At 64.5% G+C, this 17,659-nt stretch carries 23 protein-coding genes and 2 pseudogenes; 13 read left to right on the forward strand and 12 right to left on the reverse strand.

Features of this window, described 5'->3' with window-relative positions; translation table 11 throughout:
- Nucleotides 1–58 precede the first annotated feature (58 nt).
- A complete protein-coding gene (locus MWU77_RS07400; protein WP_169687230.1) occupies nt 59–313 on the forward strand; it encodes an ATP-binding domain-containing protein in 255 nt (84 codons plus the stop codon).
- Between the two features lie 135 nt (nt 314–448).
- Complete coding sequence (locus MWU77_RS07405) at nt 449–853, forward strand: helix-turn-helix domain-containing protein (protein WP_169687231.1); 405 nt, start codon at nt 449–451, stop codon at nt 851–853.
- Here the strand turns inward: MWU77_RS07405 and MWU77_RS07410 are convergent.
- Together MWU77_RS07410 and MWU77_RS07415 are read right to left on the reverse strand one after the other, a co-directional pair.
- Nucleotides 846–1,139, reverse strand: a complete 294-nt coding sequence (locus tag MWU77_RS07410; protein WP_247273326.1) for a hypothetical protein — start codon at nt 1,137–1,139, stop codon at nt 846–848. The genes MWU77_RS07405 and MWU77_RS07410 overlap by 8 nt on opposite strands.
- A gap of 448 nt (nt 1,140–1,587) precedes the next feature.
- Complete coding sequence (locus MWU77_RS07415; RefSeq protein WP_169687232.1) at nt 1,588–2,142, reverse strand: signal peptidase II; 555 nt, start codon at nt 2,140–2,142, stop codon at nt 1,588–1,590.
- Between the two features lie 92 nt (nt 2,143–2,234).
- Between MWU77_RS07415 and MWU77_RS07420 the strand changes: the two genes are divergently transcribed.
- The gene (locus MWU77_RS07420) at nt 2,235–2,402 is read left to right on the forward strand and encodes a hypothetical protein (RefSeq protein WP_169687233.1); all 168 of its coding nucleotides are present in this window, start codon (nt 2,235–2,237) and stop codon (nt 2,400–2,402) included.
- Nucleotides 2,403–2,474: 72 nt separating this feature from the next.
- Here MWU77_RS07420 and MWU77_RS07425 read toward each other — a convergent pair whose 3' ends face one another.
- Nucleotides 2,475–3,689, reverse strand: coding sequence for a winged helix-turn-helix domain-containing protein (locus MWU77_RS07425; protein WP_247273327.1), 1,215 nt, complete (start codon nt 3,687–3,689; stop codon nt 2,475–2,477).
- Nucleotides 3,690–3,703: 14 nt separating this feature from the next.
- On the opposite strand from MWU77_RS07425, the gene MWU77_RS25100 reads away from it, so the two are divergent.
- The gene (locus tag MWU77_RS25100; protein WP_374229822.1) at nt 3,704–4,162 is read left to right on the forward strand and encodes an FCD domain-containing protein; all 459 of its coding nucleotides are present in this window, start codon (nt 3,704–3,706) and stop codon (nt 4,160–4,162) included.
- Here MWU77_RS25100 and MWU77_RS07430 read toward each other — a convergent pair.
- A complete protein-coding gene (locus MWU77_RS07430) occupies nt 4,060–4,548 on the reverse strand; it encodes an SRPBCC domain-containing protein (protein WP_247273328.1) in 489 nt (162 codons plus the stop codon). The two genes, MWU77_RS25100 and MWU77_RS07430, sit on opposite strands and share 103 nt — an antisense overlap.
- 3 nt (nt 4,549–4,551) lie before the next feature.
- Nucleotides 4,552–4,893, reverse strand: a complete 342-nt coding sequence (locus MWU77_RS07435; RefSeq protein ID WP_169687237.1) for a metalloregulator ArsR/SmtB family transcription factor — start codon at nt 4,891–4,893, stop codon at nt 4,552–4,554.
- A gap of 140 nt (nt 4,894–5,033) precedes the next feature.
- On the opposite strand from MWU77_RS07435, the gene MWU77_RS07440 reads away from it, so the two are divergent.
- The 5 genes and pseudogenes from MWU77_RS07440 to MWU77_RS07460 all read left to right on the forward strand — a co-directional run bounded on the left by MWU77_RS07440 (nt 5,034) and on the right by MWU77_RS07460 (nt 7,307).
- A complete protein-coding gene (locus MWU77_RS07440; protein ID WP_169687238.1) occupies nt 5,034–5,306 on the forward strand; it encodes a DUF2510 domain-containing protein in 273 nt (90 codons plus the stop codon).
- 18 nt (nt 5,307–5,324) lie between these two features.
- A pseudogene (locus MWU77_RS07445) lies at nt 5,325–5,777 on the forward strand (glyoxalase); the annotation flags it as partial.
- Nucleotides 5,778–5,950: 173 nt separating this feature from the next.
- Nucleotides 5,951–6,361, forward strand: coding sequence for a hypothetical protein (locus MWU77_RS07450; protein WP_169687240.1), 411 nt, complete (start codon nt 5,951–5,953; stop codon nt 6,359–6,361).
- Nucleotides 6,362–6,399: 38 nt separating this feature from the next.
- Nucleotides 6,400–6,804 (forward strand): hypothetical protein, encoded by a 405-nt coding sequence (locus tag MWU77_RS07455; protein ID WP_169687241.1) that lies wholly within the window; start codon nt 6,400–6,402, stop codon nt 6,802–6,804.
- A gap of 122 nt (nt 6,805–6,926) precedes the next feature.
- Nucleotides 6,927–7,307 (forward strand): hypothetical protein, encoded by a 381-nt coding sequence (locus tag MWU77_RS07460; protein ID WP_169687242.1) that lies wholly within the window; start codon nt 6,927–6,929, stop codon nt 7,305–7,307.
- Nucleotides 7,308–7,318: 11 nt separating this feature from the next.
- On the opposite strand, the pseudogene MWU77_RS07465 reads toward MWU77_RS07460, so the two are convergent.
- The 6 genes and pseudogenes from MWU77_RS07465 to MWU77_RS07490 form a co-directional block, all read right to left on the reverse strand.
- Nucleotides 7,319–7,548: pseudogene (locus MWU77_RS07465) on the reverse strand (IS630 family transposase); the annotation flags it as partial.
- Between the two features lie 175 nt (nt 7,549–7,723).
- Nucleotides 7,724–8,428 carry a DUF3800 domain-containing protein gene (locus MWU77_RS07470; RefSeq protein WP_247273329.1) on the reverse strand — a complete coding sequence of 235 codons (705 nt, stop codon included), beginning with the start codon at nt 8,426–8,428 and terminating at the stop codon, nt 7,724–7,726.
- Nucleotides 8,429–8,570: 142 nt separating this feature from the next.
- A complete protein-coding gene (locus MWU77_RS07475; RefSeq protein ID WP_247273330.1) occupies nt 8,571–9,479 on the reverse strand; it encodes an IS5 family transposase in 909 nt (302 codons plus the stop codon).
- Between the two features lie 126 nt (nt 9,480–9,605).
- Complete coding sequence (locus MWU77_RS07480) at nt 9,606–10,910, reverse strand: RNA polymerase sigma factor (RefSeq protein ID WP_374229834.1); 1,305 nt, start codon at nt 10,908–10,910, stop codon at nt 9,606–9,608.
- Nucleotides 10,911–10,928: 18 nt separating this feature from the next.
- A complete protein-coding gene (locus tag MWU77_RS07485; RefSeq protein WP_169687246.1) occupies nt 10,929–11,360 on the reverse strand; it encodes a YciI family protein in 432 nt (143 codons plus the stop codon).
- Nucleotides 11,361–11,473: 113 nt separating this feature from the next.
- Nucleotides 11,474–13,054, reverse strand: a complete 1,581-nt coding sequence (locus MWU77_RS07490) for a hypothetical protein (RefSeq protein WP_169687247.1) — start codon at nt 13,052–13,054, stop codon at nt 11,474–11,476.
- Nucleotides 13,055–13,152: 98 nt separating this feature from the next.
- On the opposite strand from MWU77_RS07490, the gene MWU77_RS07495 reads away from it, so the two are divergent.
- The 4 genes from MWU77_RS07495 to aroD all read left to right on the forward strand — a co-directional run bounded on the left by MWU77_RS07495 (nt 13,153) and on the right by aroD (nt 16,665).
- Nucleotides 13,153–13,476 carry a hypothetical protein gene (locus MWU77_RS07495; RefSeq protein ID WP_169687248.1) on the forward strand — a complete coding sequence of 108 codons (324 nt, stop codon included), beginning with the start codon at nt 13,153–13,155 and terminating at the stop codon, nt 13,474–13,476.
- 92 nt (nt 13,477–13,568) lie between these two features.
- On the forward strand, nt 13,569–14,183 hold the full coding sequence (locus tag MWU77_RS07500) for a TetR/AcrR family transcriptional regulator (protein ID WP_169687249.1): 615 nt from the start codon (nt 13,569–13,571) through the stop codon (nt 14,181–14,183).
- Nucleotides 14,180–15,832, forward strand: coding sequence for an MDR family MFS transporter (locus MWU77_RS07505; RefSeq protein ID WP_169687250.1), 1,653 nt, complete (start codon nt 14,180–14,182; stop codon nt 15,830–15,832). Before MWU77_RS07500 ends, MWU77_RS07505 begins: the two co-directional genes overlap by 4 nt.
- A 62-nt stretch (nt 15,833–15,894) precedes the next feature.
- Nucleotides 15,895–16,665, forward strand: coding sequence for a type I 3-dehydroquinate dehydratase (gene aroD, locus MWU77_RS07510; protein ID WP_169687251.1), 771 nt, complete (start codon nt 15,895–15,897; stop codon nt 16,663–16,665).
- Between the two features lie 18 nt (nt 16,666–16,683).
- On the opposite strand, the gene MWU77_RS07515 is transcribed toward aroD, so the two are convergent.
- Entirely contained in the window at nt 16,684–17,592 is a 909-nt protein-coding gene (locus tag MWU77_RS07515) for an alpha/beta fold hydrolase (RefSeq protein ID WP_240958968.1), read from the reverse strand.
- Between the last annotated feature and the right edge of the window lie 67 nt (nt 17,593–17,659).

Raw genomic sequence — 17,659 nt, forward strand, 5'->3', positions numbered from 1 at the left:
GGTGTGACCTCGCGGTGGTTCCGGGGACCGCACCAGCGTCGAAGATCCTCAGGGATCCTTGTCTGTTGGCAATGAAGCCTTCGACGGCCTCGGGGCAAGACCGCTGATGACCATGGACCAATCCAAAGGCAATGAATACGACGCAGTCGTGATCGTGGAGCCACGACATGGCCTCCCCCTTCTCGATCCAGACCCTGCCTCCAAAACCAAGGAGGCCGACAGGCGCCTGTTGCGGGTGGCAATCACCCGGGCGCGCCATCTAGTGGTGCTGGTCCGCCCTATCGGTGTGCTGCTGTTAACGCCGCCAGCATGACGGAGTGCACAAATGCGCGGCAGCACATCTCCCAGGCACATCATGTCGACCGATATGCCGTGTCGTAGTTTGGCGCACGAAGCCCATCCTGTGTAACATAAATGATACGTTTTCTGTATTGGATGGGAGGCACCCATGGGAGCCGACAGCGTCTTCTGGGACGACCTGGCAGAGGATCTCGAAGATCCCGAGTTCCTACGCGCATTCCTACTGGAATCCGTGCGCATCACGACCGTTGATTCGATCATCAACGAGCTCGACGAGGCGCGCGAAGCTGCCCATCTGAGCAAGGCAGCTCTAGCCAGGGCAGTGTCCACAGAGCCTGCGACCGTGCGTCGCCTGTTGAGCACCACGGGCTCGAACCCGACGCTGGGAACAGTGTCCGAATTAGCCGCTGCACTGGGTTTCCGACTGACCCTCGAACCTCTCGATGACCGACACGGCTCAGCACTGGCGAGCACCCTGGTCGCGGGCGAAGTCCAGGACCTTCCCGCACTTCATGCTGCCATCAACGAGTTCGGTCGAATCGGCGTCAAATGATCGAGCGTGGATTCTTGGCAAAGTATTCCTCACCCAGCGCCCGTACAACCGCATAGTCCTTGTCACTGAACGTCGTTCGAAACGGCTTGCTCATCCCTGTGATAATCACGAGCAAGGGCTGATCGCTGTCCTCGGCCTCATAGTCCAGACGGCAGAACAACCGGTGATGGACGCGACCGGGCCCATCGACGCGCACCTCGAACCATCCGGTCATCTCGCCATGCATAGCTTCCCAATAACCGCCGCCGGCAAACCGTTTCGGCGGCGCCTTCGCAACGGCGATCACACACGCGTTCATCGTCGCGCGGACTTTGGGCGGCAGTCCTCGAAGAAACTCGCGGCCCGGACTCGAGCCGGATCCATCGGATCGACGGAAGTAGACGATGCGGTGAGGATCATCGGACGACGGTCGACTCTGCGCAGGGAGAATATCGCGAGACCTGGGCGTACGACTGCGACGCGATCGCTTATCGGGCGACATTGTTCTCCATCCGCTCCTGCGATTGTGTGCCGACTCGTAGATTGGGGCGGCGCCGGCCGTCGCACAGGGACCCACTCTGCCGGAGCAGTCCAGGCGTGCTCGTCCACCCTCGGCGTATCTGCGTCAAAATTGCGCTTCTCCTTCCTGTATCGCACCGCACCTAATTTCGATATAAGTCCAGTTCACCAGAACGCAGCCGGGTTGCCACTCCTCGGCACTGTGCATCGCTGCCGCCTCGGCCGGGGCCGTGCCGTCAGGCCGGGGGTTCGCCCTCCCCAGGGGCGCCGGTATCGGCTCGGGGTCGGACGTCGACCCCCGAAAACGTCAGCACGATCAGTAGTCCCGCGCCTCCGACGAGGGCTATGTCGGCCACATTGCCGACGAAGTATCCGTTGTAATCGATGAAATCTACGACGTGTCCTCTCGCGAACCCTGGTGTGCGAAACACGCGGTCGCCGAGATGACTGATTGCGCCTCCTAAAAGTGCTCCGACACCGAGCGCCCAGAGCGGATTGAGCACCCGGGTGGCAAGAATGCAGAGCGCGACGACGGCTACGGCCGCGATCGCGGTCAGAATCCACGTGAACTGCCCGCCGATACCGAAGGCGGCCCCCGGGTTGTAGACGAGTCCGAACTGGAGGAGCTCCCCGACAACCGATATCGTCCGGCCGTCGTTCAAGGTCGACTCGGCCCACCACTTGGTGAGCTGATCCAGCACCACCGTCGTGGTAGCCACCGCAAGAATCCACGGCAGATACCGGCGTCGAGGTGGTGATACCGGATTACCGGACGGGCATGCAGAGGTCATGAAGCCATGGTCCCCGAACTCCGACTGTCCTAGCGATCGGACCGCTTTCTCCCGGCCGAGATTGCTTCGCAGGCACGTGCCATCATCTTCGGATGGCAACGAGGAAGTGGAGTACCGTCGCGAAGATCGTCGCAGGCGCGGCGTTCGGCTCTCTGCTGGTAGTCGGGGCGTGGGTACGGCAACGGCTCGATTCCGGTCCGGCAGTCGGTGCCGTCGAATGGGAGACCGATCCGATCGGTCCGGATGAGCTGGCCGGATGAAGGCGGATCAGTCCTGCCAGTGCGGGTGATGAACCATGAGTCGGCCGCCGACACAGCAGGACGGTATCGGCCTCACAACTGAGCTGTGAGTTTCGGGGCCAGGTCGCCGCGCTCCCCGACCACGACGTCGGAGAGCCCGAGCCAGTTCGCCATCGCGCGCAACTCGACCGCGAGCGCCTCTGCCACGGCGCCGGACTCCACACCTTCCTCGGCGAAGGCACCTGGAACACAGAGCGCATCCTTTGCTCTGTCGGCCTTGAGATCCACGCGCGCAACGAGTTCACCGCCCATGAGAAACGGGAAGACGTAATAGCCGTGCACGCGTTTGTGTGCCGGAGTATAGATCTCGAGGCGGTACCGGAAGCCGAAGATCCGCTCCGTGCGGGGCCGGTAGAACACCAATGGGTCGAACGGGCACAGAAGCGCGGTGCCGCGTGCGCGGCGCGGGATGGACGTACCCGCGTACAGGTAGGCGGGGTCCTTCCATCCACGGACCGTGGTGGGGACGAGAGTTCCCTCGTCGACGAGGTCTGCCACAGCGGGTTTCGTCTGATCGGCGGAGAGCCGGTAGTAGTCGCGCAGGTCGGCGGCTGTCGCAATGCCGAGCGCCCGCGCAGATCTGCGAAGCAGCTCCCGGACGGCATCCTCCTCGTCGATTCGTGCGGCGAGCACGTCGGCCGGCAGCACCCGCTCGGCGAGGTCGTAGTAGCGGCTGAACGCGACCCGCCGGTCCACCGACAACTCGCCCACTGCGAACAGTTGCTCGCAGACCACCTTCACGTCGCTGCGTCCCCACCAGGGTCCGCGGCCGCCCGATGGTTCGATCCGGAGGTGCTTCTCGATCTCGCCCGCCGAGGCGGCACCGACCGCGGTGATCACGTCGAGGATGTCTCTGCCCAGGGTGGGGTTGCGTTCGAGAACACGACGTTCGCCTGCCCATCGGCCCCCGGAGTAACGCTGCATCCGCCACCGCATCAGCGGCCAATCGTCGACCGGGATCAGCGCTGCTTCGTGCGCCCAGTACTCGACGAGAGCTCGCGGCGCTCGCGCACTGTGGCGCCATGCTGCGGCGTCGAGGACCTCGCGGTCGTAGGCACCGATCCGGCTGAACACCGGCATGTAGTGCGCGCGAACAGCCACGGAGACGGAGTCGATCTGCAGGAGGGCTGTCCGGTCGACGGTCCGGAGCACGTGCCGTCGGGTGGTCGACCCGGCTGGATGCGGGTCTGCAAAGCCCTGGGCGGCAACGGCGGTGCGCCGTGCCGCTACGGCAGTCATCTCGAGCATGGACCAACCGTGCCATGCGCCACCGACAGCCGTCCTCTGGTGTCGGTCCAGCCCGAGCCGAACGCAGTACTGCATCGAGGCGCGCGAGCGGGACTCGAGGCCCATCAGTGCGCGGCTGGCCGCACAACACTCCACGCCCGAAGCGCGCGCGGCAATGTCAGCGACACTCGGGTGCACGCACACGTGCGCACGAGGTCGGCGATCTCGACGCATACACCAAGGCCGACACCGACTTTCACCGTGCGGTCGTCCACGCCAGCGGAAATCCGCTACTCGCTCGCCTCCATGCCGCGGTGGCCGAAGCTGATCGAGTCGGTGAAGGCGGCCGTGCCACCCGGCTGATGGCCCGACCGCCTCCACTCGCGCGCCGCTACGAGGAAGCGAGAAGCTCGTCGATCTGGCCGATCGCCGACGTGGACCCCTCGACCACACCCATGTCCAGCACCTTCTGCAATGCATCTGCCGATTCGTAGATGCCCACGTACGTCGCTCGGGTGCCGCCTTCGTGCTCGACGAAGGTGTAGTGGTTCTCGGACACCGGCAGATCCGGAGTCGGATTGAAATCCTCGTCGGCAAATCCGTCGGCGAACGAGAAACTCCGCGGCCGGTCGACTGCCGTGACCTGCCAGTACCCGGCGTATTTCTCGCCCTCGGGGCCGGTCATGTAGTAGGTCGTCCGGCCACCGGGCCTCAGATCGTGGTCGACCACGGTCGCGGGGTATCCGGGCGGGCCCCAGATCTTCTCCAGCTGACGCGGGTCGGCGTAGACCTGCCATACGCGCTCCACGGGTGCGGCGAAGTCGGCGATGATGGTCAGGGTCAGGTTGTCGAGATCTTGCTTGACGTCGGTAACAGGCATGATTCAGCCCTCCTTGGTCGAGTCGGATGCGATGAGTTCGTCGATGCGCGCGATGCGGCCACGCCACACTTGTTCGAGCTCGGTGAGCATGGACGCCACCGATCGCACCGCCTCCACGTCGCCGCTCGCCAACTGCTCGCGACCACTGCGTCGCTTGGTCAGCAGCCCTGCCTTCTCCAGCACGGCAACGTGCTTCTGAACCGCAGCGAAGCTCATCTCGTAGTTCGCCGCGAGCGCGGAAACCGAGCTCTCCCCCGCCAGCACCCGGCGCATGATGTCGCGTCGCGTCCGGTCGGCAAGAGCATGGAACAGGGCGTCGGCCCGGTCCTCGTCATCTCCGTTCACGACCCCAATATACAATCAATTGGTTGTACGTCGTCAAGGGTCCTGACGGCCCGTTCGGGGAGTGACGCACACCTCAATTTTTCGGTGTAACGCCGCCGGATCGAGACCGGATAGTTATCGGACGAAAGGATCCAGAGCCCATGACCACCCCGCCGCCCGGCTGGTATTCCGACCCCGAGACCGCACGCCTCATCCGCTGGTGGGACGGCGAACAGTGGACCGCTCATACGCACCTCGCCACCAGTTCGGGGCCGCCGGCAGCAGTGGTCCAGACGCAAGCGCCGCCGACCATCGACGACAACCCTCGTGGCTGGCTGATCACGGCCACGAAGCTCGTCGGCGGGCTCTTCGTCATGTACCTGACTCTTGCCGCGTGCGACAACCTCACCCTCGGCCCTCTCACGATTCCCTGACGGCCTGTCGCGCGCCAGGCACAGCCGAGTGCCGTCGACTACCTGGTCGCCGACGCACTCGACACCGGAGCGACGGAAGTGAAACCCGTCAAGAAGAGCCTCTGGGGCTACGGCGGAGTCGTGCAAGCCCCGGATGGGACGATCTGCACGCTGGCGGCGTCTTCGAAGAAGGACACGGGCTCGGCCGAACGAAAAGTCGACGAACTTGTACTGCAACTCGGAGTCGAAGACGTCAAGGCGAGCAAACAGTTCTATGTCGACCGAGGCCTCACTGTCGCGAAGAGTTTCGGTGGCAAGTACGTGGAATTCGATATGCCCGGTACACCAGCGACGTTGACGTTGCTGGGACGCAAGGCGCTGGCGAAGAACGCAGGCGTCTCCCTCGAGGGGACCGGATCGCACCGTGTCGCCATCCGCAGTGCAGCCGCGCCCTTCACCGACCCCGACGGGTTCTGCTGGGAATCCCCGTAGTTGGAATTCCGTGACCGTCGTTGCACTTCCGTAACCCGCGGGATCACAGCAGAGACACCGCGCAGGCCCTCCGGTCACAGGTCCCTTGCGAACCCACGAGTTCGCAACACCGGCCTCCGGTCGCACCACCCATGATGGAAACGGGTCGGAGCAAGCCGGACCGGAGGAACACCATGGATGCACGACGGATTCTGCGCGGACTGATCACGCTCATTGCACCCTGTGCACTGTTGGCGAGCATGGCGCCGATCGCAACCGCGGATGACGACGATACGACCGTGAGCTGGTCGGTCTTCACCAGAAACGACTCGGTACTGGTGCGGTTCAACTATCACGATGCCCCCGACCGGGACGCGCCCTACACATGCATAGCCGACATCGTCGGAACGAAACAATCCGTCGACATGAATGCGGTCACGTACGGCACGGTCGAGTTCACGGGGGTCACCGAGGGGACCCACACCGTGAGTGCAACGTGCGAGAACGAGAGCGGAAGTCAGCGTAGTGTCGGACGCATCCTCTTCCACTTGCCGGGCCCGGACAAGTGGCATCTGGTCCGTACCCAGCACGCCATCATCGATTGACCGTCACTGAACCAGCCAAGGGTCGAAAGAGGTACAACGTGCGACTGCACCACATTCCGCTCCGCGTTGCGACGGGAGCATTCATCCTCAACTCGGGTCTGGGTAAACGGAACCTCCCTGCCGAGAACGCGACCGCCCTGCAGAACATGGCAGGAAATGCATTTCCGTTCTTGAAGCAGATGGATTCCAAGACGTTCGGTACGTTTCTGAGTACATCCGAAATCGGAATCGGTGCCGCGCTCCTCGCTCCGGTCGTGCCGCCGTTCGTTGCCGGCGCCGCACTGACTGCATTCGGCGGCGGGATGATGACGATGTACTGGCGGACGCCGGGCATGCACGAAGACGGCTCTCCGAAGCCCACTCAGGACGGTACGGCACTCGCGAAGGACTCCTGGCTGCTCGGCGCCGGGCTGACCCTGCTCCTCGACGGGATCCGGAAGTAATACTGATCGAAAGTGTCACCGCTGCAGCACTTTCAGAGGATCGTTGGTTACGTCCGGATATCGATCAAGATCGGTTCTGCGGAACGGTGGTTAAATGTCTCCATCTACGGTGAAATGGAGCGATGAACATCGCTGAAACGCCTCCCACCGAACGACGCCGAAAGGCACTCCAGGCCATCAAGGAACTCGGGCGACAACGCAGCGATCACGCTGTCCTGAAGGTTCGATGCCCCAAGAGCCACACCGTCGCCGCCGTCTACAAGACGGACGAAGGCCCAGTGGTGGTGTGCGGAGTCGGACCGGGCGGCCACGGCTCCCGCGACCGCGAAGCCAACAACCGTGGCAACGACTCACTCGACGACAAGTTCGTCGACACCGTCGAAGCCACCCAGTTCGAGGACGACGAACTTCCCGCAGGCTGCGGATGTGGGCCGCGCACACTCTCTCGCAAGAAGCTGCAGACTGCAGTCGCGGGGCACGAACACATCGTCACCCTGACCTAGCCGTAATTCCCAGGGACGTTCTGGTCGATCTTGGCCAGGAACTTCGTGAACTCCCCCGCCCGGTGACGGCGATGGGAGAGGCGCTCGCGGTGCCGTCCTCGACGTTCATCGCGGCGAACAAACTGGTGGTGCCGTGCCGGACGTAGTCGTGGGTGCGCTTTTCCGGCATGCCCGGCATCATCGGAAACGCCGGCTGCGAGCGGTCCAACGCCTGCATCTGACTCTTCTCGTCGACACTGAGCGTCCCCGTAGGTGAACCGTTATCGGCGGGAGCGCCTCGCGCCTGTTTTCTCGCGGGCCGGGAGAACAACCGTGCCCTCTCGACCATCTCACCGAGTCCGAGAGCGTGCTAAGCTGTCGGCGCAGACCCCCCCACACCCGTGGATCAGGGGGTCTAGCTGTTTGTAGGGGTTTCCCTACAGTTCCCACGGTGCCCGACGAGGATCCCGCTCGGCCAAATAGTCGCGATACCACTGGGCAGCGAATTCGTTCTTCGGATGTTGATCGATCATGGCGGTGGCCGACCACGCCACCAGATCGGCCATCTGCACCAACTGAGAACCGGACGAGTCGAGGTGAATGGCGTCTTCGATCACCCGCCGCTGCGCCAAGGCCAAACCGCGGTGGGTGCTGCGATACGAGCTGTCGCTGCCATCCCCGTCCATGAAGATCAACCCCAGCGAATCGCTGTCGGCCAGTTCGGTCTCGAACCGGGCAACGAGATCGGCGTACAACTCCATCTTGGTGCGCGCCAGCTCGTTGGGCTTACCCCGCCGATAGACCGACCCGACGATCAAGCCTTCGGTACAGCGCAGCGTCTCCAGACAATCATGCGCGACTTCGCGGCCGAAGTCCTTCCAGTACTCGCGGCCGTCATGGATGTGCCGCTGCGGGATGTTCTTCGAGATCCGGCCGCGCCCGTTGACGTACTCGGTGGTGTGCAGCTCTCGGGTCACCGGCACCCCGAATTCGCGCCACAACGCCTTACGGGTGTCGAGCCATGCGCGCAGCACCGAGCGCCACTGGTCCGGACGGAACTCAATCCACCCGTAGACCGCCAGTCCGGACTGTGGATGACCGGAGTCGTCGACATAGATCATGCGATCGAGATGCGGGGGCATGAGCTGATGATGGAGCACGCCTCGGACACGCACCCCGGCAGGTCCTTTCGCGTCGCCTGGGCCGAGACAGCAGACGAGATCTGCTCGAATCCATCGGGCGACTATTGCAACGAATTAGCGGCGCGGCACACTAGGCCGTGTTTCAAAAGGTGGCTGATCGCAGCCACAGATTGATAGCGGCGATACGCACGGTGGCGGTGTAGCGGACCGCGAGTTTGTCGTATCGCGTTGCCACAGCACGGTTCTGCTTGAGCAGGTTGATGCCGCACTCGACGGCGTGGCGCTGCTTGTAGTGCTCGGCGTCGAAGACGGGTGGGCGACCACCGGACGAGCCCTTCTTCTTCCGATTCGCAACCTGGTCGGTCTTGGTCGGGATCGTCGCCCTGATTCCTCGCGTGCGCAGGTAGGCGCGGTTGGCGGCACTGCTGTACGCCTTATCCGCCAGGACCGCATCAGGACGGCGGCGCGGTCGACCACGACCGCGCCGCGGCACCCGAATCGCGTCGAGCACGGCCTCGAACTGCGGACTGTCACCGCACTGACCTGCAGTGACGATGAGTGAAAGGACCTTGCGGCCCTGCTCGCATGCCAGATGCATCTTGGTTGTCCAACCGCCGCGTGAACGTCCCAACGCACGATCATCGGGCTCGGTGTCGACACCGCCCGGTGGCTCGGCCTGCTGATCACCGTCTGTGCGGGCACCGGCTGCGTGCTGGTGTGCCCGGGCGATGGTCGAATCGACGCTGACATCCCACACGATCGCGCCGGCCGCGTCGGCGAGCGCCTGCACTCGGGTGAGCATCTGCGCCCACACCCCTGCGCGTTGCCAGCGCCGGAACAGTCCGTACACCGTCTGCCACGGTCCGTATCGGTCCGGAATGTCCCGCCACGGGCATCCTGTGCGGATGCGCCACCGGATCCCGTCGATGAGCTGGCGTTTCGTCCACTTCGGCGGCCGGCCCGCCTTCTTTCCGCGAGGCAGCAACGGCTCCAACCGCGCCCACTGCGCGTCGGTCAGATCCGCCCGCCCCGGTACCGCTACGCTGGGCACGAGGTCTCCGGTATTCAGGTTTGTCTTGGTCGATTAACCCTCTACCGGAGACCTCGCTCATTCAGTTGTCATGACACGCCAGACGGGGCAGTGAATCCCTCGGCAGATCCACATTTGAAACACGGCCTAGTAGCTACCTCCACCTGGCGACCCGGACCCGAGCGACCTCAGGTCCAGATCATCCACCTTCGCCAGGAGCACGGCGCGTTCGCGCTCGTTCCCCGTTGCCTCGGCCGCAGCGAGCAGTTCTGCCCTGGCCTCCGTAGTCCTCCCCAGCTGTGCGAGAAGATCCCCCCGCACGCTCGGAAGCAGGTGATATCCAGCAAGTTTCCCCGACGCAACTATCTTGTCGACGTACTCGAGCGCGGGCCCCGGCCCGTACGCCATCGAGACCGCCGCCGCATGGTTGAGATCCACCACCGGCGACGGCGCCAGACGCTGCAGCGCCTCGTACAGCAGCACGATCCGTTTCCAGTCGGTCTCCGAGAATTCTGCCGCGCGCGCGTGGCATTCCGCGATCGCCGCCTGCAGGCCGTAGGGTCCGCGACCACGACCGATCGCATCGGCGCGGTCCAATGCCGCGAGACCGCGGGTGATCTGCCCGCGGTCCCACTTGGTGCGGTCCTGATCCGCCAGCAGAATCGGTTCTCCCGACGTCGTGGTTCGTGCGGGGAACCGCGATGCGGTGAGCTCCATGAGCGCGACCAGTCCGTGGGCTTCCGGCTCGTTCGGGACGAGCTCGGCGAGGATCCTGCCGATCCGCAACGCCTCCGCGCTGATGTCGGGGCGGAGCCATTCGTCGCCCGAGCTGGCCGCGTATCCCTCGTTGAACACCAGATACAGCACGCCGAGCACCGCCGAGAGTCTGGTCGCGAATTCGTCGCGTCCCGGCACCTCGAACGCGGCCTTCGCGGCCGTGAGTGTCTTCTTCGCGCGGACGATCCGCTGCTGCACCGTCGACGTCGGTGTCAGGAACGCGCTACCGATCTGTTCGGTCGTCAAACCGCCGACGAGACGAAGCGTCAATGCCACTTGCGCTTTCCGTCCCAGTACCGGGTGGCACGTCATGAACATCAGGCGCAGGACGTCGTCGTCGATCCGATCGGGATCCCACGACGGATCGTCGAAGTGCGACGCATCGTTCTCGAGTTCCCGCGCCATGTGCGCGTGGCGTTCGTCGAGACGTTCCTGTCGTCTCCACGTGTCGATGGCGCGACGAGTGGCGACGGAGGTCAACCACGCGGCCGGGTTACGTGGCACTCCCGCGGCGGGCCACTGCTCGATTGCTTCGAGCAGGGCCTGCCCCGCGAGATCCTCGGCGAGATCGAGATCCCCGACCTTGCGGGTGAGAGTCGCGATGATCTTCGCCGATTCGATCCGCCACACCGCGTCCACCGCACGTCGTGCGCGAAGCGTCGCCTCATCCGCCATCATTCGGCCGGTCGTCACTCAGCCGACGACCGGGCGATCGGTGCCGAGTTCCTCGCGCCAGACGTGCTCCTTCTGGACGTACTCGTTGTCCTGGTCGAACTCCGCGGTCTCGTGCACTCGACGTACCTCGAGCTTGCTGCCCGGACCGAGGGGACACCGCTTCGCCCACTCGGCAGCTTCCTCCTTGGTGGAGGTCTGGATGAGCCAGAATCCGTTGAACAGTTCTTTCGTCTCACCGTAGGGACCGTCGGTGACGAGCGGTGTCTCGGAGTCGAAATCGACGACGAAGCCCTCCTCCGCCTCGGTGAGCCCTTCACCACCGAGCAGGACGCCTGCCTTGATGAGCGACTCGTTGTACCGGCCCATCGCGTTGATGATCTCGGTGAAATCCATGTTCTTCGACGCCTCGATGGCGGCGTCGGTGTCGCGCATGATCAGCATGTACTTCATGAGAATCTCCCTCGTTCCGTGAATCCCCGGGCCCGCGTTTCGGTCCCTATACCTACACGTCGAACAACGCAGACACCGATCGACACGACAGCGAAAAAACTTCGAGAAAGTTTTCAGGGCACGGACACACCACCGCGGAGAAGGTGGCGGAACACGTCGAGAATCTCGTCTGCCCACCCGAGGATCGACAGCGCGCTGTCGATGTTCTGCGGCGGACTCTGCACCAGCGAGTCCTGACGAATGAGGCGTTCGAAATCGACCGCCGCGTCGGTGCGCACCGCCCCGTTCGGATGGCGGAACTCGACTCCGGCGCGAACCATGATGGAGACGATCTCCTGCGCGAGGATTCCGTACCCGACGGTGGTGGGGTGGACGCCGTCGAGTGAGAACAACCCACCGGTCGCTCGCCCGCCTTTCCCGTCGGCGGTGAGGAAACGGGTGTCGGGCACAGGGTCGAGCGCCGCGAGGACCGGGGGAAGCGGGTACGGCGTCCACCAGGCGGGCCGAGCCTGCAGGTCGTCGTGATAGCGGCGGGCGGCGAGACGTTCGAGGACACCCGCGACATCCAGCAGGTACCAATCGCGCCCACCTCGTCGCGCATCGGCAACAGCCCGCTGAATGGTGTTGTTGTAGTGGTCGATCGCGGTGTCGACCGCCCATGCTTGTTCGCCGGTGATGTGTTCGTCGCGTGCCGCGTCGAAGTGTTTCTCGTCGATCCACGGGCGCGTGTAGTAGGTGAAGTAACGTGAGCCGCTCTTGCCGCCGAGGCCCCGTGCGATCGGCGCGATCGTCACGTGCGGAATCGTGCAGAGGATGACGTGTCGCGCGGAGATGCGGCGCACCTGCTCGACGACCGCCGCGAACTCGGCGTCGAAATGCTCGGGACGCCAGATCGTGTAGGAGTTCTTGCGGTCGAGGTCCTTGTAATCGGCGTCGCTCCACGCGACACGCAGTTCGGTGACGGTACCCAGAGCGTTGTTGGAACCGAGGAAGACGACGAGTGTTTCGATACCGCTGTCGGTGTCGTCGCCGTGGTCGTCACCGAGGGCTGTGGCAGCATCGAACAACGTCATCGATTCTTGCTCGGACGCCCAGTGCGGGTAGACCCGCATCGCGGCGCGGTCACCGTTGTTCTCCACGATCTCGTCGAGGAAGCTGTCGCTGGGTGTCGCGATGCGGGCTGCACAGTAGGCTGCGGTTTTCTCGAGGGCGTCGCGCAGATCCCACCCGTAGCACGACAGATTGTCGTTGTAGGTGCCGATGACCGGCGCGATCGCACCCGGACCGCGTTCCCAGTAGTCCTCGACCTCGTCCATGAAACTACGCAGTGTGAACAGTGCTGGCGGAATCTCCCACGGCTTCAACTGCGGGCCGTAACGTTCTTCGAGGCGGCGCAACATGAGTTCGATGTTCAGCGGCAGCCCGCCCGGTCCGCCGTATCGCGGGTATCGGAAGGTGTCGAGGACTCCGAGTTCGTATGCCACGATCGCGGGCACCGACACCTCGGTCCGGTAGACGGCACCGCTCTGGAATCCTTGTAGAAGCGAGTCGCCGATCGCCACGAACTTGTGCGGCGGCGTGCCATGGAATGCGCCGCTCACCGACACTCCGACGGTGGGATCGAATTCGGGCACACGCGGCGGTTCGGTTGCCTGCGAGACAACCTCTTTCGGTGTTCCCTCGGGAAACCCCACACCACGAGCGTGAGCGGTCCAGCGGGCTGTGTCAACGGTCGGTGGGCGGATCGAGGCGCCGACGACGGATCATGGTGAAGGACACAGGAGGTGCAGACATGAACGACGCCGACTTCGCCCACACCGATCGGGCGGAGAAGAATCGTCGGGACAAGGCGCTGGGGCTCGCGCGGTTCGCGTGGCATCGGGGTATCACCGGCGCCGACCTGCTCGCGATGACCGACGACAACCGCCGCAGGTTGGCCCGTGCCGCCGAGGCGCATCCGCCGCGCTCGATGGAGACGTGGACACTGGTGGCGGCGTTGCTCGACGAGAAAGCCGCGTGGGCTCGGACGCATGCGGATCATCCGTCGGCGGCACGCGACCATCTCGACGAACGGATCATGTGGGTCAAGCCTCCGACCCGGTCGTGGTTCACCTGATGTCCGCTTTTTGCACTCCATAGCAAGTGAGTGCAAAATTGCACCCTGTGAGCGAAGGTGCAACATTGACGAGCGGTCCGCGGAGCCCGCGTATGCAACGGACCTACGACGCCCTCGTCTCACACGCACGCGCACTCACGGCCGACCGAGGTCTTTCGGGGTTCACGGTCGAGGAACTCTGCGATCACGTCGGTATCTCACGGCGCACCTTCTTCAACTATTTCCCCACCAAAGAAGACGCCGTCTTCGGCGAACACGAAGTGGGATTCCCCGAGGAGGAGCAGGACCGCTTCGTCGCACGCGGGGCAGGCGATCACACCGGATTGTCCCCGACCCTGCTCAGTGACATCACCCGGCTCGTACTCACCCGCGCCCGCCACAACGACTTCACCCGGCAAAGACACCAGCTGTTCCGGGACATCGTCCGCACCGAGCCGCAACTGCTGGCCAAGCTCCTGGCCGTCAGCGAAACGCAGCAGCGCGAGTTCGCACTTCTCGTGGCCCGGAGAGAAGGCCTCCTGCCAGACGATCCGCTCCCCCGCGCGATCGTGGGCGTCACCCTCTCACTCACCTTCAATACCGTCGACGAATTCTTCAGCGACGACAACACCCGATCTTTCGAAGAACTGCTGTTACACAACATCTCCATTGCCGCACAGCTCTTCGGACAACCGCTCGACCTCGCCGATTCGACAGGAACCCCGTGACCACCACCACCGACGAACCATTGGTTCTGACCCAGAGACGCATCTGGATCATCTTCAGCGCGCTGATCGCCGGCATGCTCCTGGCGAGCCTCGACCAGACCATCGTCTCCACCGCGATGCCGACGATCGTCGGTCAACTCGGCGGAGTCGAGCACCAGGCGTGGATCACCACCGCGTATCTGCTCGCCACCACGATCGTCATGCCCGTATACGGCAAGCTCGGCGACGTCTTCGGTCGCCGCCACCTGTTCCTCATTGCGATCGCGGTCTTCACACTCGCCTCGGTGGGTTGCGCGTTCACCGACGACTTCTGGACCTTCGTGGTGTTCCGCGCCATGCAGGGGCTCGGTGGCGGCGGTCTGATGATCCTGTCGCAGGCGATCATCGCCGACATCGTTCCGGCGAGCGAACGCGGCAAGTACATGGGCCCCCTCGGCGCGATCTTCGGTCTCGCCGCTGTCGGCGGACCACTGCTCGGCGGGTTCTTCGTCGACCATCTGTCATGGGAGTGGTGCTTCTACATCAACATCCCGATCGGCATCATCGCGTTCCTCATCTCGTGGTTCATGCTCACTCTGCCTGTCAAGAAGCCCACCAAGAAGATCGACATTCCCGGTATCGTGGCGCTCTCCGTCGCGACGACCTGCTTGATCTTCTTCACCGACTTCGGCGGCAGCGCAGATCGAGGCTGGACCGATCCGATGACGTGGATGTTCGGGGCCGGCCTCGTCATCGCCGTGTGCCTGTTCGTGCTCATCGAGTCGCGCGCAGAAGACCCGATCATCCCGCTGTCGCTGTTCCGCAACTCGATCTTCGTCAACGCCACGGCGATCGGATTCGTCATCGGCCTCGGCATGTTCGCGGCGCTCGCATTCATGCCGACGTTCCTGCAGATGTCGTCCGGTACCTCTGCGGCGGTGTCAGGCCTGCTGTTGCTTCCGATGATGGGAGGCATGATGCTGACGACCATCGCGTCGGGTCTCGCGATCACGAAGACTCAGCGATACAAGATCTATCCGATCGTCGGCACCGCGGTCATGGTGGGCGGGATGCTGTGGCTGACGACCCTGCAGGGCAACACCCCGCTGTGGGTCGTGTGCGCAATGCTCTTCGTCTTCGGCGTCGGCCTGGGCCTGGTCATGCAGGTCGTGGTGCTCGTCGTGCAGAACGCCGTGCCCGTCGACGAGATCGGCACCGCCACCAGCACCAACAACTACTTCCGCGAGGTGGGCGGCGCGCTGGGTGTCGCGATCTTCGGCACGATCTTCACCAACAAGCTCGCGGAGAACCTGACCACAGTGTTCACCGAGGCCGGCGCCGACCCCGAGCAGGCAGGTCAGGCCACCGCAACGCTCGACCCCGCGATCATGAAACAGCTTCCCGAGCCGATCAGGGACGGCATCGTCAGCGCCTACGCCGACTCGCTGGCACCCGTGTTCTGGTACCTGGTGCCGTTCCTGGTCATCGCGTTCCTGCTCGCGTGGCTCATCAAGGAGATCCCGCTGTCCGACGAGGCGGGCATGATCGCGCGCGGGGAGGCCGTGGCCGACCCGAACAAGGTCCATGCCCCCGGTGCTGCGGCGGAAACCGTGCACACCGAGGTTGCGCGGACCGCCCACGACACGGATGTGCAGGAGCGCAGACCCTGACGTCCCGGTTGCCTGCGGCCGAACTAGGCTTCCGTCACAGGCAACCAGCGCAGGAGTCGATGATGGGTGAAGCGATCACACCGGTCCGTGTCAAAGGTGTGACGATCGGCGAAGGCACCCCCAAGGTGTTCGTGCCGATCACCGGATCCGCCCCCGATGCGCTCCGCGGCCAGGTCGACGCCCTCACCGGCCGCACCGACCTCGTCGAGTGGCGTGTCGACTTCTTCACCGCTTTCGAAGATCCGGATGCCGTCGTCGCGCAGGCACGTGCCCTCGCCGAACAACTCGACGGCATGCCGCTGCTGGCGACGTTCCGCACCGCGCACGAGGGTGGTGAGGCCGCGATCAGCGACGACGATTACTCGGCACTGAATGTCGCGCTCGCGGCGTCGGGGGCGGTCGATCTCGTCGACGTCGAGTATCGCCGCGACCCTGCCGCCGTGCGACGGGTCATCGAGGCCGCCCACGCGCGCGGTGTCGCGGTGGTCGCGTCGAACCACGACTTCGACGGCACCCCCGAGCGCGACGACATCGTCGCGCGACTGTGCGCAATGCAGGATCTGGGCGCCGACATCTGCAAGATGGCGGTGATGCCGACGTCCACCGCGGATGTCCTGACGCTGCTCGACGCCACCCGGCTCATGCACGAAAAGCACGCGAACCGCCCGATCATCACCATGTCGATGGGTGGGCTCGGCGTGATCTCACGGCTGGCGGGTCAAGTGTTCGGGTCGGCCGCGACGTTCGGGATGGTGGGGACGCCGTCAGCGCCCGGGCAGGTCGATGCCACCGAACTGAAGGCGGTGCTCGCTCTGCTCGATCGGTCGCGGTAGGGCGGGCGACGCAGCGGATCAGTGCTCGGCGGCGTCCCACAGTTTCAGCACGGTCGTGAGGATCTCCTCCGACGCACCGAGCCCACCGAGATGACTCTCGCCGGGCAGATGATGGAACTCGGCATCGGGCAGCAGATCCACCATGTGCAGACCGTGCTCGAAGGGGATTATGTGGTCTGTGTCGCCGTGCCACCACCGCACCGGAGCCTTCACGTCGGGCACCCGGAAGCCCCAGTCACGGGTGAACGCGACGATGTCGGCGAAGGGTGCCGCCATCTGCTTCCGACTGCCGTTGAGCAGGTCGTCGAGGAACATCGCCTTGAACTCGGGGCGTGCCAGTAACCGTCGATCGGCTTCCGGCGACAGCCGCCCGTACAGGTCGATGATCGGCGACGCGAACGGTCTGACAACGCGGATCGCGGCGCTCGTCGCCGCGCCGATGGGCACCCCGCCCCTCGCAAGCAGCGGCGCGAGGAGGGAGCCGAGTTGCATCAGACCACCCGACATCGCGTCGGGACCGACGACCGGCGCGACCCCGCCGAGCACCGCGACCCCGACGACACGTTCGGGCATCGCGTAGGCCGACGCGAGTGTGTAGGGGCCACCGCCGGAGAGACCGACGATGCCCATGCGGTCGACACCGAGGGTGTCGGCGACGATCCGGAGGTCGTCGGCGAACGAGAGCACGCGGTCGTAGGTGTGGGGTGTCGACGAGCCGATTCCGGGACGATCCAACCCGATCAGCCGTACGTTCTCCCGTTCGGCGTATGCCCTGGCCTCGATCGGAATCTGCCTGCGTGCACCCGGGGTGCCGTGTAGCCAGAACACGGCACGGCCCTGCGGGGACCCGAATTCTGCGAAGCCGAGCCTGCGTCCTCCCCCAACCGCGACGGTGCCTTCCAGCTTCGGACGTGCGACGTCGACCATGCCGGTCAGCATGTCATGTGCCCTGCATCACGGATGCGACGGGGCGCGCCTGTCGCTCGTGCTGCAT

This window comes from Rhodococcus sp. F64268 (genome assembly GCF_023015605.1).
Lineage (GTDB): Bacteria > Actinomycetota > Actinomycetes > Mycobacteriales > Mycobacteriaceae > Rhodococcus.